Genomic DNA, 22,246 nt, shown 5'->3' on the forward strand with positions numbered 1-22,246 from the left:
CCATCCGGGGGCCTATGTAGATGCACAGCTCAAAGGCTATGTCGAGTCTGTTTTGGCTGTTATCCATTAAGTATAGATAGCGGACAAAAGAGACTGATAAAGCGAGGGTGTTAAAAAGGCCCCACTTGCGTGGAGCCTTTATTGTACGCTTTTTAACGCGTGATTTCAGTCAATTCCACTTACATGGACTGAGTGAAAGTACGGGTAATAACGTCCTGCTGCTGTTCTTTCGTCAGGGAGTTAAAACGTACTGCGTAGCCAGATACGCGGATGGTCAGCTGAGGATATTTCTCAGGGTGTTCCATCGCGTCGAGCAGCATTTCACGGTTCATCACGTTCACGTTCAGGTGCTGACCACCTTCGATGGACGCTTCGTGGTGGAAGTAACCATCCATCAGACCCGCCAGGTTAGTTTTACGCACTTCGTCGTCTTTACCCAGCGCGTTTGGCACGATAGAGAAGGTGTAAGAGATACCATCTTTCGCGTAAGCAAACGGCAGTTTAGCAACGGAGGTCAGAGAGGCAACCGCACCTTTCTGGTCACGACCGTGCATTGGGTTAGCACCTGGGCCGAATGGCGCGCCAGCACGACGACCGTCTGGGGTGTTACCGGTTTTCTTACCATACACAACGTTAGAGGTGATGGTCAGAACAGACTGAGTCGGGATAGCGTTACGATAGGTAGTGAGTTTCTGAATTTTCTTCATGAAACGTTCTACCAGGTCAACCGCCATGTCATCAACGCGAGCGTCGTTGTTACCAAACTGCGGATATTCGCCTTCGATTTCGAAGTCGATAGCCAGACCATCTTCGTCACGAATTGGTTTAACTTTCGCATATTTGATTGCAGACAGGGAGTCAGCAGCAACGGACAGACCTGCGATACCACACGCCATGGTGCGAACGACGTCACGGTCGTGCAGCGCCATCAGAGAGGCTTCGTAGCTGTACTTGTCGTGCATGTAGTGGATAACGTTCAGCGCGGTCACGTACTGTTTAGCCAGCCAGTCCATGAAGTGGTCCATGCGCTCCATGACTTCGTCATAGTTCAGCACGTCGCCTTTGATCGGTTCAGACTTAGGACCAACCTGCATTTTCAGTTTTTCATCAACGCCGCCGTTGATTGCGTACAGCATGGTTTTCGCCAGGTTTGCACGCGCACCGAAGAACTGCATTTGCTTACCAACAACCATTGGACTTACGCAGCAAGCGATAGCGTAGTCATCGTTGTTGAAGTCAGGACGCATCAGGTCATCGTTCTCGTATTGCAGAGAAGAGGTGTCGATGGACACTTTAGCGGCGAATTTCTTGAAGTTCAGAGGCAGTTTTTCAGACCACAGAACGGTGATGTTCGGCTCCGGAGAAGGACCCATGGTGTACAGGGTGTTCAGGAAGCGGAAGCTGTTTTTGGTTACCAGAGTACGGCCGTCTACGCCCATACCGCCGATAGATTCGGTTGCCCAGATTGGGTCACCAGAGAACAGCTCATCATATTCTGGGGTACGCAGGAAGCGAACCATACGCAGTTTCATGACCAGGTGGTCAATCATTTCCTGAGCGTCTTGTTCGGTGATTTTGCCTGCTTTCAGGTCACGTTCGATGTACGCATCCAGGAAGGTGGATACGCGGCCGAAGGACATTGCTGCACCGTTCTGAGACTTAACAGCGGCCAGGTAGCCGAAGTAGGTCCACTGGATAGCTTCCTGAGCGTTGGTTGCAGGACCAGAGATATCGCAGCCGTATTTAGCCGCCATCTCTTTGATCTGACCCAGCGCACGGTGCTGTTCAGCGATCTCTTCACGCAGACGGATAGTCGCTTCCAGGTTTACGCCGTTTTCCAGGTCAGACTGGAGAGAGACGAACTGTGCGTATTTGTCTTTCATCAGGAAGTCGATACCGTACAGCGCAACGCGACGGTAGTCACCGATGATACGGCCACGGCCATAGGCATCTGGCAGACCGGTCAGAACGCCAGATTTACGGCAGTTCAGAATGTCTTTGGTGTAAACATCGAATACGCCCTGGTTATGGGTTTTACGGTATTCGGTGAAGATTTTTTTCAGCATTGGGTCCAGCTCGCGGTTATACGCTTTGCAGGAACCTTCAACCATTTTGATACCACCGAACGGGATGATTGCGCGTTTCAGTGGTGCTTCAGTTTGCAGACCAACGATTTTCTCAAGGGCTTTGTTGATGTAGCCAGCATCGTGAGAAGTGATGGTAGAAGCAACGGAGGTGTCAAAATCAACTGGCGCGTGAGTGCGGTTTTCCAGTTTAACGCCTTCCATTACGCTGTCCCACAGCTTGGTGGTTGCGTCAGTCGCACCAGCCAGGAAGGATTCGTCACCTTCATACGGGGTATAGTTTTTCTGAATGAAGTCACGGACGTTGACTTCATTCTGCCAGTCACCTTTCGTAAAACCTTCCCAGGCTGTGGCTAACTTTTCATTAAGCTCGGACATGTAACACCTACCTTCTTAAGTGGATTTTTTATTTACTGCCTGAGACAACCATTAATGATGATCGCCGCCACGCAGGTAAATGACCCAGTATGTCAACCCAACTAACAGACCCCCACCGATAATGTTCCCGATAGTGACGGGGATCAGGTTATCAGTAATGAAGTTCATAATAGTCAGGTGTGAAAAACTTTCCGGGGTTGAACCTACAGCAGTCCAGAACTCCGGGCTTGCAAAGTTGCGGATAACAATCCCCATCGGGATCATGAACATATTCGCAATACTGTGCTCAAAGCCGCTGGCAACAAACATCGCAACCGGCAGAACCATAATCATGGCTTTATCCATCAGGCTACGACCAGAGTAGCTCATCCAGACCGCCAGGCAGACCATCAGGTTTGCGAGGATGCCGAGAGCAACAGCTTCGATAAATGTATGGTGCATTTTGTGGTCGGCGGTTTGCAGGACGTTAAGCCCCCAGCCGCCGTTGGCGGTCATATACTCGCCAGAGAGCCACATCAACAGAACAAAGAGCAGACAGCCAATCAGGTTGCCAACGTAAACGTTGAGCCAGTTGCGCCCCAGTTGACCCCAGGTAATTCTTCCGCTGGCTTTTGCCACCACAATCAGCACCGTTGAGGTGAAGAGGTCGGCGCCGCAGATGACGCAGAGAATCAGGCCCAGTGAGAAGCAAATACCACCAATCAATTTCGCTATGCCGAAAGGCATCCCGGCAGTGCCGGTGGTGGCTGTGATATAGAAGACGAAAGCGATGGAGATGAACACCCCAGCCGTAATGGCCAGAAAGAACGTCGTCATCGGATGTTTCGTGGCTTTGTAGACACCCGCTTCTTCGGCAACTTTCGCCATCGCAGCGGGGAGTAATAGATCAAAAGGGTTGTCAGCTTTCACACTAACTCTCTCTTTATTAAGTCGGCGACGAGATACTAACAAAGCATTATAGAAGAGAAATTGATATAGATCATATCTCGCCTGGCTTATAGGCCCGCAGTGTGTATGGTTTTACAGCAAAAGCGGAGTAAGTATTTGATTATCCGTATAAAAATAAATTTTAAAAGTTATGAAAAGAGTTGAATTTTTTCCTTCAGCCTCCCGTGGAACAGTTAATTAAAATGGAGTATTTATTATAATTAGTAACAGTAAAGCTCAGGTAAGCGTTTTTATATTTACCCGTGGTTAACTTAATTATTACAATTAAACGTCATTGCGGAAAAATAAAAAAAAAGGGGCAATGAAATTGCCCCGTAATATAGCTCAGGCGATTGAATACGCCTACAGCCATTAATGTTATATGCGCTTATTTTGACCAGTAAGCGGCTTTTGCCTTCTGCAATTTTTCATACGCATTCAGCAGTGACTGATGCGCCGGGAAGGCTTTCAGATCGTTGTCAACCGCTTGCAGGCCGTAGAATGGTTCTTCACCGCTCAGCGCCGCGCTGGCAGCTTCAACGGCATCCGCACCGTACATACGTACAAAGGCGTTCAGATACTGCAATGGCTCGCGGTCGTCTTCCTGAGAAAGCAGGAGCAGCGTTTGCAGGCAACGGTAATAGTTAGTGCGCTCGGCGGAGAAGACGGACTGGTTAAACTCCATCGTCCACTCGGTCCAGGCCAAAGCCTGATCCAGATCGCCGCCCGCCAGCGCCAGCATCGCTTTCAGCTCGCCGATGCGCAGGGTGTACCAGCCGTTATCTTTTCCGGTCGCCAGACCCAGCAGTTCGCGCACGCGGGTGAAATCATCGTGTCCTTCTTCGTCCAGCTGGGCGATCAGGTTCAGATAATCTTCTTTATCCCACTCGCTGCCTGGCAGGGCCAGCAGGGTTTCACGCAGATGCGCGCCCATGCTGTTGTTCGCCAGCCACAGATCTTCTGCCGGATAAATGTCCGACATACCTGGCACAATAATACGGCACGCGTAAACGCCGAGGTGTTCATAGTCGGCAATGTAAACTTCCTGATCTTCCGCGTTGAAGATCGCCATCAGGGTGGCGAATTCTTCTTCCGTCGTACCGGCAAAGCTCCAGTCCACGAACGGATAGTCCGCGTCCTGTTTGAACATATCCCAGGAGATCAAACCGCTGGAGTCGATGAAGTGTGTTTCGAGGTTGGTGTGCTCGGCGACTTCTTCGTCATCAAAGGTTGGCGGAGTAAAGACATCGAGATCTTTCAGGCTACGACCTTGCAGCAGTTCGGTTACGGTACGCTCCAGCGCCACGCCGAAGTCCGGGTGCGCGCCGAAGGAGGCGAAGCAGGTGCCATTTGCCGGGTTGAACAGTACCACGCAGATAACCGGATATTTGCCGCCCAGAGAGCCGTCATAAGCAAAGATTGGGAAACCTTCTGCTTCCAGTTTGGCGATGGATTCCACCACGCCCGGGTAGCGCGCCAGCACGTCAGCCGGGATCTCCGGCAGGCTGATGGATTCAGCAATAATGCGGTTTTTGATATGACGCTCGAAAACTTCAGACAATCCCTGCACGCGCGCTTCGTTGCGGGTATTACCGGCAGACATGCCGTTAGACACATACAGGTTGCCGACGATGTTCATCGGGATATAAACGGTCTGCTCGTCAGACTGACGGGTGAACGGCAGGGCGCAGATCCCACGATCCTCATTGCCGGATTGCAGGTCGATCAACATGCTGCCGGTCAGTTCGTTTTCCGGATCGTAGAACGCGCGCAGGCGGGCATCGAGAATGCCTTCCGGCAGTTCATCGTTTTCGGTCAGCGGGAACCATTTTTCGTTCGGATAGTGAACGAACGGACCGTTGGCAATAGTTTCGCCCAGCCAGAAGTCGGCGAAGAAGTAGTTGGTGGACAGACGCTCAAAATACTCACCCAGCGCAGAGGCCAGTGCCGCTTTTTTGGTCGCGCCTTTACCGTTGGTAAAGCACAGCGCACAGTCTTTGTCGCGAATATGCACGGACCAGACGTGAGGCACCGGATTCAGCCAGGAGGCTTCTTCGATATTAAAGCCCAGGTCGGTCAGTTTCTGCTGGAAGCGAGCGATGGAATCTTCCAGAGCGGCGTCTTTGCCGGGGATAAACGTTTGAGTCATGGCGTTCACTTTTATCGTACGTAAAGCGCGCAATGATACGGGTTTTGCGTGACGGGTGCTATCTCCGGCGAAAATAAATGGCTGGACTATGCTTATAAGCAGTAACCTACTGTTAAGGCATAAAAAAATGAAAGCTTTCGATCTCCAGCGGATGGCGTTTGATAAAGTCCCTCCTGAGTTTTTAGGCGAAGTAGCGCTGCGCAGCCTGTACACCTTTGTACTCGTTTTCCTGTTTCTGAAAATCACCGGACGTCGCGGCGTGCGGCAGATGTCGCTGTTTGAAGTGCTGATCATCCTGACGCTGGGGTCGGCGGCAGGGGACGTTGCCTTTTATGACGATGTGCCGATGGTGCCGGTCTTTATCGTCTTCGTGACGCTTGCACTGCTGTACCGGCTGGTCATGTGGCTGATGTCGAAAAGTGAGAAACTGGAAGATCTGCTCGAAGGGAAGCCGGTGGTGATTGTCGAAGATGGTCAACTGGCCTGGGAGAATGTGCAAAGCGCCAATATGACGGAGTTTGAGTTCTTTATGGAACTCCGTTTGAGCAGCGTTGAGCAACTGGGGCAGGTGCGTCTGGCGATTATGGAAACGAATGGTCAAATCAGCGTCTATTACTATTCCGACGATGAAGTGAAGCCCGGCCTGTGCATCCTGCCGGATATGCTCATCGAGCGATACAAAACTGTACCTGAAGCGGGCGAGTACGCCTGCATAAAATGTAGTCATGTCGTGGTTATGCAGGCGGGCGATCATCAATTATGCCCCCGCTGTACGAATCCAGAATGGACGAAGGTTAGCCGGGCTAAACGTAACACCTGACAGCGATTTTGTCGGTTTTGTGACAACGGTACGGCAGATTGTATTGTGTGACGAGGGGCACATTTCTTCGGCCATCAGTTTTAGACATTGCGGCGCGTGTCACTGAATGATAAAACCGATATCCACAGTTATAACTTATGGCTTTTAGCGTGGTGAGGGGAAATGGCTCAAGTCTTTAATTTCAGTTCAGGTCCGGCAATGTTACCGGCAGACGTGCTCAAACAGGCTCAACAGGAGCTGTGTGACTGGAACGGTCTGGGTACGTCGGTGATGGAAGTCAGCCACCGGGGTAAAGCGTTTATTCAGGTGGCGGAAGAAGCAGAAAAGGATTTTCGCGATCTGCTGAACATTCCCTCGAACTACAAAGTATTGTTCTGTCACGGCGGTGGACGCGGCCAGTTTGCGGGTATCCCGCTCAATCTACTGGGCGACAAAACCACCGCTGATTACGTTGATGCCGGCTACTGGGCGGCCAGTGCGGTAAAAGAAGCGCACAAATATTGCACGCCGAATGTCATCGATGCCAAAGTGACCGTTGACGGTCTGCGCGCCGTGAAGCCGATGAGTGAGTGGCAGCTTTCTGACAACGCCGCGTATCTTCACTACTGCCCGAACGAAACCATCGACGGTATTGCCATTCACGAAGAGCCAGACTTTGGCGAAAATGTCATTGTGACGGCGGATCTCTCTTCAACCATTCTGTCCACCCCGCTGGATGTCAGCCGCTACGGCGTCATCTACGCGGGTGCCCAGAAAAACATCGGTCCTGCGGGTCTGACTATCGTTATTGTGCGTGAAGACCTGCTGGGGAAAGCCCATAAGTCTTGCCCGTCAATTCTGGATTACACCGTCCTGAACGACAACGATTCCATGTTCAACACCCCACCAACGTTTGCCTGGTATCTCTCCGGCCTGGTCTTCAAATGGCTGAAGCAAAAAGGCGGTGTGGCGCAGATGGATAAGATCAATCAGCAAAAGGCTGAACTGCTGTACGGCGTGATCGACAAGAGCGATTTCTACCGTAACGATGTCGCCAAAACTAACCGTTCGCGCATGAACGTGCCGTTCCAGCTGGCGGACAGCAACCTGGATAATGTGTTCCTGGAAGAGTCCTTCGCGGCGGGTCTGCATGCGCTGAAAGGCCACCGTGTGGTAGGCGGAATGCGCGCCTCTATCTATAACGCCATGCCGCTGGAGGGCGTTAAAGCCCTGACTGATTTCATGATCGACTTCGAACGTCGTCACGGTTAATTGGCTGTTTTTCACCCCCGCAGCGTTCCTGCGGGGTTTTTATTATGTTGAGTTGAGAGTTGAGTTTCATGGAATCCCTGACGTTACAACCTATCGCGCGGGTAGATGGCACCATTAATCTGCCTGGTTCAAAAAGTGTCTCGAACCGCGCTCTGCTGCTGGCAGCTCTGGCAAACGGCACCACCGTCCTCACTAATCTGCTGGACAGCGATGACGTGCGCCATATGCTCAATGCACTGAAAGCGTTGGGCGTTCAGTACGCGCTGTCTGACGATCGTACCCGTTGTGAAGTCACCGGTAACGGCGGCGCGTTACATTCTGCTGAAGCGCTGAAGCTTTTCCTGGGTAACGCCGGTACCGCGATGCGTCCTCTGGCCGCTGCGCTGTGTCTGGGGAGTAACGATATTGTGCTGACCGGTGAGCCGCGAATGAAAGAGCGTCCGATCGGCCATCTGGTGGATGCCCTGCGTCAGGGCGGCGCGCAGATTGATTATCTTGAGCAGGAAAATTACCCGCCCCTGCGTCTGCGCGGGGGATTCACTGGCGGCAATGTTGAGGTTGACGGTAGCGTTTCCAGCCAGTTCCTGACCGCGCTGCTGATGACCGCACCGCTGGCACCACAGGACACCGTCATCAGCATTAAAGGCGACCTGGTTTCTAAGCCGTACATTGATATCACCCTGCACCTGATGAACACCTTTGGTGTTGAGGTGGAAAACCAGTCTTATCAGCGTTTCGTGGTGCGCGGAGCGCAGCAGTATCAGTCCCCTGGCCACTACCTGGTTGAAGGCGATGCTTCATCCGCCTCCTATTTCCTTGCCGCAGGCGCGATTAAAGGCGGTACGGTTAAAGTGACGGGCATCGGCCGCAACAGCGTGCAGGGCGATATCCGTTTTGCTGACGTGCTGGAAAAAATGGGCGCGGTGGTGACCTGGGGCGATGACTTCATCTCCTGTACCCACGGTGAGCTGAACGCCATCGATATGGATATGAACCATATTCCGGATGCGGCGATGACCATTGCCACCGCTGCGCTGTTTGCGAAAGGCACCACCACGCTGCGAAACATTTACAACTGGCGTGTGAAAGAGACGGACCGCCTGTTCGCGATGGCAACCGAGCTGCGTAAAGTGGGGGCCGAGGTAGAAGAGGGCGAAGACTACATTCGCGTCACGCCGCCGGCAAAACTGCAATTTGCAGAAATTGGCACCTACAACGATCACCGCATGGCGATGTGTTTCTCGCTGGTGGCGTTGTCAGATACGCCAGTCACTATCCTTGATCCGAAGTGTACGGCAAAAACGTTCCCGGACTACTTCGAACAGCTGGCGCGCATTAGCACCCTGGCCTGATGATCGTATGCCGCATCACCTGATGCGGCATTTCCTTACGCTTTCTGACACTCATCCTCTTTCATTTCTTCTACACTCTGCTTCAATCATTCCGTAATTTGCACGCAAAGGTAACAGTTGCGCACGTTGGCGCGTATAATGCGCGGCGTTCATGTAAACGGTATGCCTTAATTAAGGAGAAAAAGATGACGGCAATTGCCCCGGTAATCACCATTGATGGGCCAAGTGGCGCAGGGAAAGGTACTCTGTGCAAAGCGATGGCGGAAGCATTGCAATGGCATCTTTTAGATTCGGGAGCAATCTATCGCGTGCTGGCGCTGGCTGCGCTGCATCATCATGTGGATGTTGCGTCTGAAGAAGCTCTGGTACCGCTGGCTGCGCATCTGGATGTGCGCTTTGTCTCGACCGATGGCAACCTTGAAGTGATCCTTGAAGGGGAAGATGTCAGCGGTGAAATCCGTACGCAAGAAGTGGCCAATGCGGCCTCTCAGGTGGCGGCTTTCCCACGCGTTCGTGAAGCGCTGTTACGTCGCCAGCGCGGTTTCCGTGAAGCGCCGGGGCTGATCGCCGACGGCCGCGACATGGGAACCGTGGTATTCCCCGATGCGCCAGTGAAAATTTTCCTTGACGCCTCTTCAGAAGAACGTGCTCAACGCCGCATGCTTCAGTTGCAGGAAAAGGGGTTTAGTGTTAACTTTGATCGCCTTTTATCCGAGATAAAAGAGCGCGATGACCGCGATCGTAACCGCGCCGTCGCACCACTTGTTCCCGCGCAAGACGCATTAGTGCTGGATTCAACCAGTTTAACTATTGAGCAAGTGATTGAAAAAGCGCTACAATATGCGCGCCAAAAACTGGCACTCGCGTAATCGCGACCGATTTAGCAGTACCCCCGCTGCAATGGATTGACGGCGGGTATGTGAAACAACCCCATCCGGCACGGAGCCAGGTGGACGTTAATATTAACCTGAAGATTAAACATGACTGAATCTTTTGCTCAACTGTTTGAAGAATCCTTAAAAGAAATCGAAACCCGTCCGGGTTCCATCGTTCGTGGCGTTGTTGTTGCTATCGACAAAGACGTTGTACTGGTTGACGCCGGTCTGAAATCTGAGTCTGCCATCCCGGCTGAGCAGTTCAAAAACGCCCAGGGCGAGCTGGAAATCCAGGTAGGTGACGAAGTTGACGTTGCTCTGGACGCAGTAGAAGACGGCTTCGGCGAAACCCTGCTGTCTCGTGAGAAAGCTAAACGTCACGAAGCATGGATCACGCTGGAAAAAGCTTACGAAGAAGCTGAAACTGTGGTCGGTGTTATCAACGGCAAAGTTAAAGGTGGCTTCACTGTTGAGCTGAATGGTATTCGTGCGTTCCTGCCAGGTTCTCTGGTAGACGTTCGTCCAGTCCGTGACACCCTGCACCTCGAAGGCAAAGAGCTTGAGTTCAAAGTAATCAAGCTGGACCAGAAGCGTAACAACGTTGTTGTTTCCCGTCGTGCCGTTATCGAATCCGAAAACAGCGCAGAACGCGATCAGCTGCTGGAAAACCTGCAGGAAGGCATGGAAGTCAAAGGTATCGTTAAGAACCTCACTGACTACGGCGCATTCGTTGACCTGGGCGGCGTTGATGGCCTGCTGCACATCACCGACATGGCGTGGAAACGCGTTAAGCATCCAAGCGAAATCGTGAACGTGGGCGACGAAATCACTGTTAAAGTGCTGAAGTTCGACCGCGAGCGTACTCGTGTATCCCTCGGCCTGAAACAGCTGGGCGAAGATCCATGGGTAGCTATCGCTAAGCGTTACCCAGAAGGTACTAAACTGACTGGTCGCGTTACCAACCTGACTGACTACGGCTGCTTCGTTGAAATCGAAGAAGGCGTTGAAGGTCTGGTGCACGTTTCCGAAATGGACTGGACCAACAAAAACATCCACCCATCCAAAGTTGTTAACGTTGGTGATGTAGTGGAAGTGATGGTTCTGGATATCGACGAAGAACGTCGTCGTATCTCCCTGGGCCTGAAGCAGTGCAAAAACAACCCATGGCAGCAGTTCGCGGAAACCCACAACAAGGGCGACCGTGTTGAAGGTAAAATCAAGTCTATCACTGACTTCGGTATCTTCATCGGCCTGGACGGCGGCATCGATGGCCTGGTTCACCTGTCTGACATCTCCTGGAACGTTGCAGGCGAAGAAGCAGTTCGTGAATACAAAAAAGGCGACGAAATCGCAGCAGTTGTTCTGCAAGTTGACGCAGAGCGTGAGCGTATCTCCCTGGGCGTTAAACAGCTCGCAGAAGATCCGTTCAACAACTGGGTTGCACTGAACAAGAAAGGCGCAATCGTAAACGGTAAAGTGACTGCTGTTGACGCTAAAGGCGCAACCGTAGAACTGGCTGACGGCGTTGAAGGTTACCTGCGCGCTTCCGAAGCTTCACGTGACCGCGTTGAAGATGCAACTCTGGTTCTGAGCGTTGGTGACGACGTTGAAGCTAAGTTCACCGGTGTTGACCGTAAGAACCGTGCAATCAGCCTGTCTGTTCGTGCTAAAGACGAAGCTGATGAGAAAGATGCAATCGCAACTGTGAACAAACAGGAAGATGCAAACTTCTCTAACAACGCAATGGCTGAAGCTTTCAAAGCAGCTAAAGGCGAGTAAGTTCAGGTTCGCACCATCATTTGAGCTGTAACGCATTTACAGCGCGAAGGATGGAGAGCAGACTTGACAGATTGCAGGATTCGTCCTGTAATCAATAACAAAGGGCGGCTACGGCCGCCCTTGTTTAATAAGCTGTTCAGCTAATGGGTTTGAAAGGAACCGGAGGAATCATGACCAAGTCAGAATTGATTGAAAGACTTGCCAGTCAGCAACCGCATATCCCTGCCAAGGCTGTGGAAGATGCCGTTAAAGAGATGCTGGAGCATATGGCTACCACTCTTGCCCAGGGCGAGCGCATTGAAATCCGCGGTTTCGGTAGTTTTTCTCTGCACTATCGTGCACCACGTACCGGGCGTAACCCGAAGACTGGCGATAAAGTGGAGCTGGAAGGAAAGTATGTTCCGCACTTTAAGCCGGGTAAAGAACTGCGCGATCGCGCCAATATTTACGGTAACTGAGTTTAATCATCAGGGTTAAACTGAGTTTAAAGAAAGCACCTTAGGGTGCTTTTTTTGTATCCCGCCCCTGCATTTCTGAATACGCGCCGCATTTAAATTTTCTCTTTGCTGTAAGCGCTTAAAAAGGTTGCAGCGCCCGCTGTAAATCACGTTTTTTCTGTCTGACGACGCATCAGTCCCGCCGCATAATCACCTGAAACATGGAGGTGAAGATGGGGATCCACGTTATCAGTATGTGCGCCATTCTGGCCATAATCCCGCTCTATTGGTTACCCGTTTTGCCAGATTTGCATATTGTCTGGTTGCTGATTGCCGCAGGAATTGCGTTATCCGTACAGCAGAGAAAATGGCTCAGGTTTTCAGGCCTCGCATTGCTTTTTATGTGCTGGGGGATCCTGGCAGCTCAGGAAAGCGTGTGGCCGATGAACTATTTAACGCAAGCACCGCAGCAGGCCGAGGTGGTCATTACCGCAACGGACGGCGCAACGATGCATCAGGGAAGGATTGTCAGCCTCAATGGAGAACGCGTGTGGGCTGCCATGGGCGTGGCGCTGTATGGCAACTATTTGCCGCAAAACGTCTGCGTGGGTCAACGCTGGGCAATGACCCTGCGGCTCAGGGCGGTACACGGAGAACTCAACGATGGCGGCTATGATTCACAGAAAAATGCCTTTGCCCGACACCAGACGCTGAGTGGACGGTTTACCCATGCGGCGCTCGTTGACGAAGGCTGTAGTCTGCGTGCGCAATACCTGACATCACTACAGAATACTCTTTCAGCATATCAGTGGGGACCCGTGATCCTGGGGCTGGGGATGGGGGAGCGGCTATCGGTCTCGCGGGAGATAAAAAACCTGATGCGTAATACCGGAACGATGCATCTGATGGCAATCTCGGGATTACATATTGCGCTGGCCGCTTCTGTCATCTGGTTTCTGGCGCGGGGCATCCAGTTCTTCCTGCCGGGCCGCTGGATTATCTGGCAAATCCCCTTGCTGGCAGGGCTGATTTTTGCCGCGTTTTACGCATGGCTAACGGGCTTGCAGCCGCCCGCGCTGCGCACGGTTATCGCGCTTGTGGTACTGGCTGCATTAAAAATGAGTGGTCGCCAGTGGTCGCCCTGGCAGGTATGGCTTACCTGCGTGGCGGCGATCCTGATTTTCGATCCACTGGCGGTACTGTCACAAAGCCTGGCGTTGTCAGCGTTTGCGGTCGCCGCGCTTATTTTTTGGTATCAGTGGTTGCCTCTCCCGCACTGGCAACGTGGCCGGTGCCTGCGGCCGCTGGCGACGCTAGTGTATTTGCAGGTTGGAATGCTGCTGCTTCTGTTGCCGCTTCAGGTCCTGATTTTCCATGGTTTCAGCCTCTCCTCGCTGGTGGCGAACCTGTTTGCCGTTCCTCTGGTCACGTTTATCTCAGTTCCGCTGATCCTGCTCGGCATGTTTCTGCATCTGTTTCCGGTCGCTGCGCTGGAAAGTATTGTCTGGCTGGCTACTGATAAATCTCTGGCAGGGCTTTTCTGGCTATTGATGCGTTTACCGAATGGCTGGCAGGACGTTGATGAACGCTGGCAATACCTGACGTTACTGCCGTGGCTGCTGGTCATTGGCTGGCGATTCAGGGCCTTCAGCGCAGCACCCGCAGTCTGTCTGGCAGGCAGCGTGGTGCTGGCCTTTCCCCTCTGGCACAGGGTTAAAACAGACAGCTGGTCCCTGCATATGCTGGATGTAGGGCAGGGGCTGGCGATGGTCATTGAGCGTCACGGCAAGGCCATTCTGTATGACACCGGGCTGGCATGGCCCGGTGGGGACAGTGCGCAGCAGCTGATTATCCCCTGGCTACGCTGGCATCATCTGAGACCGGAAGGGGTGATCCTGAGCCATGAACATCTCGACCACGCGGGGGGACTGGCATCGCTAAAAGCTGCCTGGCCCGCAATGTGGATCAGGAGCCCCTTATCCTGGTCCGGACATCTTCCGTGCTTTCGAGGACAGCGATGGCAGTGGCAGGGTTTAACGTTCTCCGTGCACTGGCCACCCGAAAACACCTCGGCGAAAGGTAACAACCGCTCCTGTGTGGTAAAAATCGATGACGGCGAACAGAGCGTTTTACTGACCGGAGACATTGAAGCGCAGGCAGAACTGGCAATGCTAAGCCACCGCTGGCGTCAGCTTGCGTCTACACTGATTCAGGTGCCGCATCATGGAAGTAACACGTCATCTTCAACACCGTTGCTACAGCGCGTAGAGGGGCAGGTTTCGCTGGCCTCGATGGCTCGCTATAACGCGTGGCGTTTCCCTTCTATTAAAGTGGTCCGGCGCTATCGAACGGAGGGATATCTCTGGCTTGATACCCCGCATTCCGGGCAGATATCTGTGACCTTTTCGCACCATAGTCGGCAAATTCGTCGCTTACGCGAACACTATTTACCGCGTTGGTATCATCAGTGGTTTGGCGCGCCCGTAGATAACGGGTAGAATATGCGGCTATTTCAACAAATGCTGGTTTTTTGAATGCATAACGACAAAGATCTCTCCACGTGGCAAACGTTCCGCCGGCTCTGGCCGATGATTGCTCCTTTCAAAACAGGCTTGATCGTGGCGGGCGTAGCGTTAATCCTCAACGCAGCCAGCGATACGTTTATGTTATCGCTTCTCAAACCGTTACTGGATGACGGTTTCGGTAAAACGGATCGTTCAGTGCTGCTATGGATGCCGCTGGTGGTTATTGGGCTGATGATCTTACGCGGAATCTCCAGCTATGTATCCAGCTACTGCATCTCCTGGGTATCCGGTAAAGTGGTGATGACCATGCGCCGCCGGCTGTTCAGCCATATGATGGGGATGCCGGTCTCATTCTTTGACAAACAGTCAACCGGCACCCTGCTGTCGCGTATTACCTACGATTCAGAGCAGGTGGCGTCGTCCTCTTCCAGCGCACTGATTACCGTTGTGCGTGAAGGCGCATCCATCATCGGCTTGTTCGCGATGATGTTCTATTACAGCTGGCAACTGTCGCTGATCCTTATTGTGCTGGCGCCGATTGTCTCCATCGCGATCCGCGTGGTATCAAAGCGTTTTCGCAACATCAGTAAAAATATGCAGAATACGATGGGGCAGGTGACTACCAGCGCCGAGCAGATGCTGAAAGGCCATAAGGAAGTGTTGATTTTTGGCGGTCAGGAAGTCGAAACCAAACGCTTTGACAAGGTCAGCAACAGAATGCGCCTGCAAGGAATGAAAATGGTATCGGCCTCGTCGATTTCCGATCCGATCATTCAGCTGATTGCCTCTCTGGCCCTGGCCTTCGTCCTGTATGCCGCCAGTTTCCCGAGCGTCATGGAAACCCTGACTGCGGGTACCATTACGGTGGTGTTCTCATCCATGATTGCGCTGATGCGTCCGCTGAAATCGCTGACTAACGTCAACGCCCAGTTCCAGCGCGGGATGGCAGCCTGTCAGACGCTGTTCAGCATCCTCGATTCCGAACAGGAAAAAGATGAAGGTACACGCGTGATCGAGCGCGCTAAAGGCGACCTGGAATTCCGTAACGTCACCTTTACCTATCCAGGCCGTGAAGTGCCGGCGCTGCGTGATATCAGCCTGTCCATCCCGGCGGGTAAAACCGTTGCGCTGGTCGGTCGTTCCGGTTCGGGCAAGTCGACCATTGCCAGCCTGATTACCCGTTTCTACGATATCGACCAGGGCGAGATCCTGCTTGATGGTCACGACCTGCGGGAATATACCCTCCAGTCGCTGCGTAACCAGGTCGCGCTGGTCTCGCAGAACGTGCATCTGTTCAACGATACGGTGGCGAACAACATTGCGTATGCCCGTACCGAAGAGTACAGCCGTGAAGAGATTGAGAATGCGGCGCGTATGGCCTATGCGATGGACTTCATTAACAAAATGGATAACGGTCTGGATACGATCATTGGCGAAAACGGGGTGCTGCTCTCAGGTGGTCAGCGTCAGCGTATCGCGATTGCCCGTGCGCTGCTGCGCAACAGCCCGATTCTGATCCTCGATGAAGCAACGTCCGCACTGGATACGGAATCTGAACGCGCTATCCAGTCTGCTCTGGATGAATTACAGAAAAACCGTACCTCGCTGGTTATCGCGCACCGTCTGTCGACCATCGAACAGGCTGACGAAATCGTGGTGGTGGAAGATGGCGTGATCGTTGAACGCGGCAGCCATGCGGACCTGCTGGAACAGCGTGGTGTTTACGCGCAGCTTCATAAAATGCAGTTCGGTCAATGATTGCACGCATCTGGTCGGGTGAATCCCCTCTGTGGGTGCTGCTTCTCCCGCTCTCCTGGCTGTATGGCCTGGTGAGCGGTGCTATTCGTCTGCTTTACCGCCTCGGGATCAAGCGCGCCTGGCGCGCACCGGTACCGGTGGTGGTGGTCGGCAACCTGACGGCGGGTGGAAACGGCAAAACCCCGGTGGTGATCTGGCTGGTAGAACAGCTCCATAAACGCGGTATCCGCCCGGGAGTTGTCTCACGCGGTTACGGTGGTAAAGCGGCGCAGTATCCACTGGTGCTGAGCCCAGCTACGACAACCGCTGAAGCCGGTGATGAGCCGGTACTGATTTACCAGCGTACCGGCGCGCCGGTTGCGGTATCGCCGGTGCGCAGTGATGCCGTGAAGGCACTGCTTGCGGAGCATGACGTACAAATCGTTATTACCGATGATGGTTTGCAGCATTACGCGCTGGCGCGTGACAAAGAGATCGTGGTCATTGACGGCGTTCGGCGTTTTGGCAACGGCTGGTGGCTGCCAGCCGGTCCAATGCGTGAGCGTGCGTCGCGCCTGAAGAGCGTCGATGCTGTGATTGTAAACGGTGGTGAAGCCAGAGCGGGCGAAATCCCGATGCATCTTCGTCCCGGACAGGCCGTGAATATGTTGACCGGCGTGCGTAAAGACGTCGCGCAACTGGAACATCTGGTTGCGATGGCCGGTATAGGTCATCCGCCGCGTTTCTTCGCAACGCTGGAGCAGTGCGGCGCAAAGCTTGATAAACGGGTGCCGCTCGCCGATCACCAGGCGTTAGTTGCCGAAGAGGTTGAAAGGCTGGCAGCGCCGGGACAGACGCTGATCATGACGGAAAAAGACGCGGTAAAATGCCGGGCCTTTGCGAAAGAAAACTGGTGGTATCTGCCGGTTGACGCTGAACTCAGCGGCGAACAGCCGGAACATTTGCTCAAGGAACTGCTCGCGTTAGTGCAGTAACTTCTACGCGGTTCCGGTGGCGCTTTGACTGACAGGAAAACGCATGTCTCTACCGCAACTCTCACTTGCAGCCGCACGAAACTTGCATCTTGCCGCCCAGGGGCTTCTGAAAAAGCCCCGTCGCCGCGCGCAGCCAGCTGATATCCTCTCTACCGTGCAACGCATGTCGTTGCTGCAAATCGACACCATTAACATCGTGGCGCGTAGCCCGTATCTGGTCCTGTTTAGCCGCCTGGGAAACTATCCTCCGCAGTGGCTGGATAATGCGCTAAGTCAGGGCGAACTGATGGAATACTGGGCGCATGAAGCCTGTTTTCTCCCGCGAAGCGATTTTGCACTGGTGCGTCACCGCATGCTCGCCCCGGACAAAATGGGCTGGAAATACCGTCAGGAGTGGATGGTGGAACACGCGGATGAAATAGAGCAACTGATTGCCCATATTCAGGAAAACGGGCCGGTACGCTCCGCGGATTTTGAACACCCGCGAAAAGGGGCAAGCGGATGGTGGGAGTGGAAACCGCACAAACGCCATCTTGAAGGGCTGTTTACGTCGGGCAAAGTGATGGTGGTCGAGCGTCGCAACTTTCAGCGCGTCTATGACCTCACGCACCGCGTTATGCCTCACTGGGACGATACGCGTGACCTGCTGTCTCAGGACGCAGCCGAAGCCATCATGCTCGGGAATAGCGCCCGCAGCCTTGGCATCTTCCGTCCACAGTGGCTGGCGGATTATTATCGTCTGCGTCAGCCGCAGCTAAAACCACTGCTGGAATCGTGGCAGCGCGAACAGCGCGTCATGCCGGTCTCGGTAGAGTCGTTAGGTGAAATGTGGTTGCATGCGGATTTGTTCCCTCTGCTGGCGCAGGCGCAGGAGGGCAAACTCCAGGCGACCCACAGTGCCGTGCTGTCGCCGTTCGACCCCGTTGTCTGGGACAGAAAGCGGGCCGGGCAGTTGTTTAATTTCAGCTACCGTCTGGAATGCTACACTCCGGCGCCCAGGCGGCAGTATGGTTATTTTGTTTTGCCGCTGCTGCACAAAGGCCAGCTAGTCGGGCGCATGGACGCTAAAATGCACCGTAAAACCGGCATGCTTGAAATTATCGCGCTCTGGCTTGAAGAGGGCATAAAGGTGACGGCTGGCCTGGAAAAAGGGTTAACGACTGCGCTCAGTGAATTTGCCCGCTGGCAGGGGGCGCATGAAATTGTACTCGGTCGCGTGCCTGCGGGGCTGTTTACGACCTGTCGAGGTGGCTGGGAAACAGGCACTCCCTGAAAAGGGAATGTGATAAGCTTTAGCGATTACCCATACGGAGGAACTATGGATCACCGTTTACTTGAAATTATTGCCTGCCCGGTGTGCAACGGCAAACTGTATTACAGCCAGGATAAACAAGAGCTGATTTGCAAACTGGACAGCCTGGCGTTCCCGCTGCGTGACGGTATTCCGGTCCTGCTGGAAAATGAAGCCCGTTCCCTGGTGGCAGAAGAGATCAAACCATGAGTTTTGTTGTCATTATCCCTGCGCGTTATGCTTCAACGCGCCTGCCAGGTAAACCGCTGGTGGATATCAATGGCAAACCGATGATTGTGCATGTCCTTGAACGGGCACGCGAATCGGGCGCCGGACGCGTCATCGTCGCCACCGATCACCCGGATGTTGCGCGCGCGGTTGAGGCCGCGGGTGGGGAAGTGTGCATGACCCGTGCCGATCATCAGTCAGGCACCGAGCGCCTGGCGGAAGTCGTCGAAAAATGCGGTTTCAGCGACGAGACGGTGATTGTGAACGTGCAGGGCGATGAGCCGATGATCCCGGCGGCGATTATCCGTCAGGTGGCCGACAACCTGGCACAGCGTCAGGTCGGGATGGCGACCCTCGCGGTGCCGATTCACCACGCTGAAGAGGCGTTCAATCCGAATGCGGTGAAAGTGGTCATGGACGCAGAGGGCTACGCGCTCTATTTCTCCCGCGCCACCATTCCGTGGGATCGCGATCGTTTCGCGCAATCGAAAGAGACAATCGGCGAAACCTTCCTGCGCCACATCGGTATTTACGGCTACCGCGCCGGCTTTATTCGTCGCTACGTCGCCTGGGCACCAAGCCCGCTGGAGCATATTGAAATGCTCGAACAGCTTCGCGTGCTGTGGTACGGCGAGAAAATTCACGTTGCGGTTGCCCAGGAAATCCCAGGCACCGGCGTGGATACCCCTGAAGATCTCGAGCGCGTACGCGTCGAAATGCGTTAATTCGCTGGCATCCCCTCGTCTGGGGGGATGTTCTCCCGCCTGGCTATTTTCCTTTTCTTTTTCATTATTGATCTCTACCGGGTGACATCCGGGTTTCGCGCGCTCATTATAAAAGCAGTAGTCTTAATGGGGGTAATCTCATATGGAACAGCTGCGTGCTGAACTCAGCCATCTCCTTGGCGAAAAGCTAAGCCGGGTGGAATGCGTGAATGAAAAGGCCGACACCGCACTCTGGTCGTTGTACGACAGTCAGGGAAACCCCATGCCGCTGATGGCCAGAAGTTTTACCTCGCCGGGCGTCGCCAGACAGCTGGCCTGGAAAATGTCGATGCTGGCGCGGGAAGGGACTGTCCGCATGCCGACGGTCTACGGCGTGATGACCCATGAGGAGCATCCCGGCCCGGATGTTCTGCTTATCGAGCGTTTACGCGGGGTTTCTGTTGAAGCCCCGACGCGTACACCGGAGCGCTGGGAACAGCTGAAAGATCAGATTGTCGAGGCTCTGCTTGCCTGGCATCGGCAGGACAGCCGGGGTCTTGTTGGCGCGGTGGACAGCACGCAGGAAAACCTGTGGCCGCTGTGGTATCGCCAGCGTGTTGAAGTGCTGTGGGGCACGCTGAACCAGTTCAACAACACCGGTTTAACGATGCAGGACAAACGTATTTTATTCCGCACCCGGGAGTGTCTGCCGACGCTGTTTGAGGGTTTTAACGACAACTGCGTGCTGGTTCACGGCAATTTCACGCTGCGCAGTATGCTTAAAGACTCGCGCAGCGACCAGCTGCTGGCGATGGTCGGGCCGGGGATCATGCTCTGGGCGCCGCGCGAGTACGAACTGTTCAGGCTGAGCGAGGGCGGGGCGGCGGAAGATTTGCTCTGGCACTATCTTCAGCGCGCCCCTGTTGCGGAGGCCTTTCTCTGGCGACGCTGGCTCTATCTTCTCTGGGATGAGGTGGCGCAGCTGGTCAACACCGGGCGCTTTAATCGCGCCAGTTTCGATCTGGCCGCAAAATCACTCCTGCCCTGGCTTGCCTGACGAACCTTTGAGCCACTGCCAGAGGCGGCCAAGCGTCTCGTAGCCGACGCGATCGCTGTGCATCAGCCATACCGGGGACGGGATTATCCGTTCCCACGGATTGAGCGGGGCGTCAATAGCCATCTGGTTTGCCGGAGCAGGAAGCGGATGCAGGCCCTGCTTCTTAAAGAAAATCATTGCGCGCGGCAGGTGTGAAGCAGAGGTCACCAGCAGGAACGGTACATCACCGATGGCCTGTTTCACCGCCGCCGCCTCTTCTTCGGTATCTTTTGGGCTATCCAGCGTGATGATGGCGGAACGTGGTACGCCAAGCGATTCAGCCACTCTTGCTCCTGCTTCAGCGGTACTGACCGGGTTGGTTTTTGCCGCAGCGCCCGTGAAGATCATCTTCGATCCAGGATTGGCCAGCCACAGGCGGATCCCCTCGTTCAGGCGCGGCAGGCTGTTGTTGATCAGGTTCGAGCTGGGCGCCCAGTTCGGATCCCAGGTATATCCGCCGCCCAGCACCACGATATAGCCCACCTTCTGATTTCCCTGCCATGTCGGGTAGGTGTTTTCAATCGGACGTAATAAACCGTCAGCGACCGGTTGCAGGCTGAGTAACAGCAGCGCCAGCCAGCCCACGGTAACGAGGGATTTACCGCTTTTCTGAAAGCGGCTAAACCATATTAATGCCAGCCCCAGCGCGATGAGAAGCAACAGCAGGGGAAGGGGAAGCATCATGCCTCCGATATATTTTTTTAGGGTAAAAAGCATCCTTTTTGGTTCCTTTTTTAACCATACAGCAGGCGATTGTCGGTGATATTACACCAGAGTGGTTCATTCTCCGCGCGGGTGTGACAAAATAGCGGTTTTGCAGTGAGTGGAACCCTCCCAATGCGGGATCGCAATTTTGATGACATCGCGGAAAAGTTTTCGCGCAACATTTATGGCACCACCAAAGGTCAGCTGCGTCAGACGATCCTCTGGCAGGATCTGGACAAGCTGCTGGCTGAATTCGGTGACCGACCGTTGCGCGTGCTGGATGCCGGCGGTGGGGAAGGTCAGACTGCAATTCTGATGGCGCAGCGGGGACATCACGTCACGCTTTGCGATCTTTCTGCCGAGATGGTTGCGCGCGCAGGGCGAGCGGCGGAAGAGAAAGGTGTGAGCGACAACATGCATTTTATACATTGCGCCGCTCAGGACATTCCGCAGCATTTGGAAACGCAGGTTGATCTGATATTGTTTCATGCTGTGCTCGAATGGATCGCCGAACCACAAGCGATGTTAAAAACGCTGTGGTCGATGTTGCGCCCGGGCGGTGCGTTATCGCTGATGTTTTACAATGCCAACGGCCTGCTAATGCGAAACGTGCTGGTCGGCAATTTTGGCTATGTACAGCAGGGCATGTATAAAAAGAAACGACGCACGCTTTCACCGGATTTCCCCCGTGAACCGCAGCAGGTCTATGGCTGGCTGGAGGAGATCGGTTGGGAAATTACCGGCAAAACCGGCGTGAGGGTGTTTCATGATTATCTGCGTGATAAACAAAAACAGGATGACTGTTTAGACGCCTTAACAGAAATAGAGACGCGGTACTGCCGCCAGGAGCCTTATCTGAGCCTTGGCCGCTATATACACGTCACCGCGCGCAAGCCGCAGATGCAAGGATAAT

General features: G+C 53.9%; 18 protein-coding genes. 14 read left to right on the forward strand and 4 right to left on the reverse strand.

All coding sequences use genetic code 11. The annotated features are described in order from the left end of the window. Positions 1–179 precede the first annotated feature (179 nt). From pflB to ycaO, 3 genes are all read right to left on the reverse strand, one after another. Complete coding sequence (pflB, locus tag ACOTWU_RS02040; RefSeq protein WP_015570975.1) at positions 180–2,462, reverse strand: formate C-acetyltransferase; 2,283 nt, start codon at positions 2,460–2,462, stop codon at positions 180–182. A gap of 51 nt (positions 2,463–2,513) precedes the next feature. Beyond that, positions 2,514–3,371: a formate transporter FocA gene (focA, locus tag ACOTWU_RS02045; RefSeq protein WP_017384832.1), complete on the reverse strand. Its 858-nt coding sequence runs from the start codon at positions 3,369–3,371 to the stop codon at positions 2,514–2,516. Between the two features lie 406 nt (positions 3,372–3,777). Next, on the reverse strand, positions 3,778–5,538 hold the full coding sequence (gene ycaO, locus ACOTWU_RS02050; RefSeq protein WP_015570974.1) for a 30S ribosomal protein S12 methylthiotransferase accessory factor YcaO: 1,761 nt from the start codon (positions 5,536–5,538) through the stop codon (positions 3,778–3,780). A 127-nt stretch (positions 5,539–5,665) separates the two neighbouring features. Here ycaO and ACOTWU_RS02055 point away from each other — a divergent pair, with 127 nt between their 5' ends. The 13 genes from ACOTWU_RS02055 to ACOTWU_RS02115 all read left to right on the forward strand — a co-directional run bounded on the left by ACOTWU_RS02055 (position 5,666) and on the right by ACOTWU_RS02115 (position 20,589). After that, the gene (locus ACOTWU_RS02055; RefSeq protein WP_017693700.1) at positions 5,666–6,358 is read left to right on the forward strand and encodes a DUF421 domain-containing protein; all 693 of its coding nucleotides are present in this window, start codon (positions 5,666–5,668) and stop codon (positions 6,356–6,358) included. Between the two features lie 162 nt (positions 6,359–6,520). Beyond that, complete coding sequence (serC, locus tag ACOTWU_RS02060) at positions 6,521–7,609, forward strand: 3-phosphoserine/phosphohydroxythreonine transaminase (protein WP_017384829.1); 1,089 nt, start codon at positions 6,521–6,523, stop codon at positions 7,607–7,609. Positions 7,610–7,677: 68 nt separating this feature from the next. Next, positions 7,678–8,961: a 3-phosphoshikimate 1-carboxyvinyltransferase gene (aroA, locus tag ACOTWU_RS02065; protein ID WP_126498958.1), complete on the forward strand. Its 1,284-nt coding sequence runs from the start codon at positions 7,678–7,680 to the stop codon at positions 8,959–8,961. 185 nt (positions 8,962–9,146) lie between these two features. Then, positions 9,147–9,830: a (d)CMP kinase gene (gene cmk / locus ACOTWU_RS02070; RefSeq protein ID WP_015570968.1), complete on the forward strand. Its 684-nt coding sequence runs from the start codon at positions 9,147–9,149 to the stop codon at positions 9,828–9,830. Between the two features lie 111 nt (positions 9,831–9,941). Then, on the forward strand, positions 9,942–11,615 hold the full coding sequence (gene rpsA, locus ACOTWU_RS02075; RefSeq protein ID WP_003858235.1) for a 30S ribosomal protein S1: 1,674 nt from the start codon (positions 9,942–9,944) through the stop codon (positions 11,613–11,615). A gap of 170 nt (positions 11,616–11,785) precedes the next feature. Beyond that, positions 11,786–12,073, forward strand: a complete 288-nt coding sequence (gene ihfB / locus ACOTWU_RS02080; RefSeq protein ID WP_003858233.1) for an integration host factor subunit beta — start codon at positions 11,786–11,788, stop codon at positions 12,071–12,073. 212 nt (positions 12,074–12,285) lie between these two features. Continuing rightward, complete coding sequence (locus ACOTWU_RS02085) at positions 12,286–14,550, forward strand: ComEC family protein (RefSeq protein WP_220719784.1); 2,265 nt, start codon at positions 12,286–12,288, stop codon at positions 14,548–14,550. A gap of 36 nt (positions 14,551–14,586) precedes the next feature. Next, positions 14,587–16,335 (forward strand): lipid A ABC transporter ATP-binding protein/permease MsbA, encoded by a 1,749-nt coding sequence (msbA, locus tag ACOTWU_RS02090; RefSeq protein ID WP_017693697.1) that lies wholly within the window; start codon positions 14,587–14,589, stop codon positions 16,333–16,335. After that, on the forward strand, positions 16,332–17,309 hold the full coding sequence (gene lpxK / locus ACOTWU_RS02095) for a tetraacyldisaccharide 4'-kinase (RefSeq protein ID WP_015570966.1): 978 nt from the start codon (positions 16,332–16,334) through the stop codon (positions 17,307–17,309). The genes msbA and lpxK overlap by 4 nt, the downstream gene beginning before the upstream one ends. 43 nt (positions 17,310–17,352) lie before the next feature. Continuing rightward, complete coding sequence (locus ACOTWU_RS02100; protein ID WP_032671220.1) at positions 17,353–18,582, forward strand: winged helix-turn-helix domain-containing protein; 1,230 nt, start codon at positions 17,353–17,355, stop codon at positions 18,580–18,582. A 45-nt stretch (positions 18,583–18,627) separates the two neighbouring features. Next, complete coding sequence (gene ycaR, locus ACOTWU_RS02105; RefSeq protein ID WP_003858220.1) at positions 18,628–18,810, forward strand: protein YcaR; 183 nt, start codon at positions 18,628–18,630, stop codon at positions 18,808–18,810. Next, a complete protein-coding gene (gene kdsB, locus ACOTWU_RS02110; RefSeq protein ID WP_015570964.1) occupies positions 18,807–19,553 on the forward strand; it encodes a 3-deoxy-manno-octulosonate cytidylyltransferase in 747 nt (248 codons plus the stop codon). The genes ycaR and kdsB overlap by 4 nt, the downstream gene beginning before the upstream one ends. Before the next feature lie 142 nt (positions 19,554–19,695). Then, positions 19,696–20,589, forward strand: coding sequence for a YcbJ family phosphotransferase (locus ACOTWU_RS02115; RefSeq protein WP_003858216.1), 894 nt, complete (start codon positions 19,696–19,698; stop codon positions 20,587–20,589). Here ACOTWU_RS02115 and elyC read toward each other — a convergent pair. Next, complete coding sequence (gene elyC, locus ACOTWU_RS02120; RefSeq protein ID WP_126498956.1) at positions 20,566–21,345, reverse strand: envelope biogenesis factor ElyC; 780 nt, start codon at positions 21,343–21,345, stop codon at positions 20,566–20,568. The genes ACOTWU_RS02115 and elyC overlap by 24 nt on opposite strands. Before the next feature lie 120 nt (positions 21,346–21,465). On the opposite strand from elyC, the gene cmoM reads away from it, so the two are divergent. Next, positions 21,466–22,245 carry a tRNA uridine 5-oxyacetic acid(34) methyltransferase CmoM gene (cmoM, locus tag ACOTWU_RS02125; protein ID WP_003858212.1) on the forward strand — a complete coding sequence of 260 codons (780 nt, stop codon included), beginning with the start codon at positions 21,466–21,468 and terminating at the stop codon, positions 22,243–22,245. The last annotated feature ends 1 nt before the right edge of the window (position 22,246 follow it).

Source organism: Enterobacter cloacae complex sp. GYL001 (genome assembly GCF_049237125.1).
Classification (GTDB): Bacteria; Pseudomonadota; Gammaproteobacteria; order Enterobacterales; family Enterobacteriaceae; genus Enterobacter; species Enterobacter hormaechei_C.

Excerpts from the sequence above, each read along its gene's own strand:
- ACOTWU_RS02115 (WP_003858216.1), top strand. The coding sequence starts at position 19,696 with ATGGAACAGCTGCGTGCTGAACTCAGCCATCTCCTTGGCGAAAAGCTA.
- ACOTWU_RS02055 (WP_017693700.1), top strand. The coding sequence starts at position 5,666 with ATGAAAGCTTTCGATCTCCAGCGGATGGCGTTTGATAAAGTCCCTCCT.
- ihfB (WP_003858233.1), top strand. The coding sequence starts at position 11,786 with ATGACCAAGTCAGAATTGATTGAAAGACTTGCCAGTCAGCAACCGCAT.
- cmoM (WP_003858212.1), top strand. The coding sequence starts at position 21,466 with ATGCGGGATCGCAATTTTGATGACATCGCGGAAAAGTTTTCGCGCAAC.
- ACOTWU_RS02100 (WP_032671220.1), top strand. The coding sequence starts at position 17,353 with ATGTCTCTACCGCAACTCTCACTTGCAGCCGCACGAAACTTGCATCTT.
- ycaR (WP_003858220.1), top strand. The coding sequence starts at position 18,628 with ATGGATCACCGTTTACTTGAAATTATTGCCTGCCCGGTGTGCAACGGC.
- aroA (WP_126498958.1), top strand. The coding sequence starts at position 7,678 with ATGGAATCCCTGACGTTACAACCTATCGCGCGGGTAGATGGCACCATT.
- kdsB (WP_015570964.1), top strand. The coding sequence starts at position 18,807 with ATGAGTTTTGTTGTCATTATCCCTGCGCGTTATGCTTCAACGCGCCTG.
- ACOTWU_RS02085 (WP_220719784.1), top strand. The coding sequence starts at position 12,286 with ATGGGGATCCACGTTATCAGTATGTGCGCCATTCTGGCCATAATCCCG.
- msbA (WP_017693697.1), top strand. The coding sequence starts at position 14,587 with ATGCATAACGACAAAGATCTCTCCACGTGGCAAACGTTCCGCCGGCTC.
- serC (WP_017384829.1), top strand. The coding sequence starts at position 6,521 with ATGGCTCAAGTCTTTAATTTCAGTTCAGGTCCGGCAATGTTACCGGCA.
- lpxK (WP_015570966.1), top strand. The coding sequence starts at position 16,332 with ATGATTGCACGCATCTGGTCGGGTGAATCCCCTCTGTGGGTGCTGCTT.
- cmk (WP_015570968.1), top strand. The coding sequence starts at position 9,147 with ATGACGGCAATTGCCCCGGTAATCACCATTGATGGGCCAAGTGGCGCA.
- pflB (WP_015570975.1), bottom strand. The coding sequence starts at position 2,462 with ATGTCCGAGCTTAATGAAAAGTTAGCCACAGCCTGGGAAGGTTTTACG.
- rpsA (WP_003858235.1), top strand. The coding sequence starts at position 9,942 with ATGACTGAATCTTTTGCTCAACTGTTTGAAGAATCCTTAAAAGAAATC.
- elyC (WP_126498956.1), bottom strand. The coding sequence starts at position 21,345 with ATGCTTTTTACCCTAAAAAAATATATCGGAGGCATGATGCTTCCCCTT.
- ycaO (WP_015570974.1), bottom strand. The coding sequence starts at position 5,538 with ATGACTCAAACGTTTATCCCCGGCAAAGACGCCGCTCTGGAAGATTCC.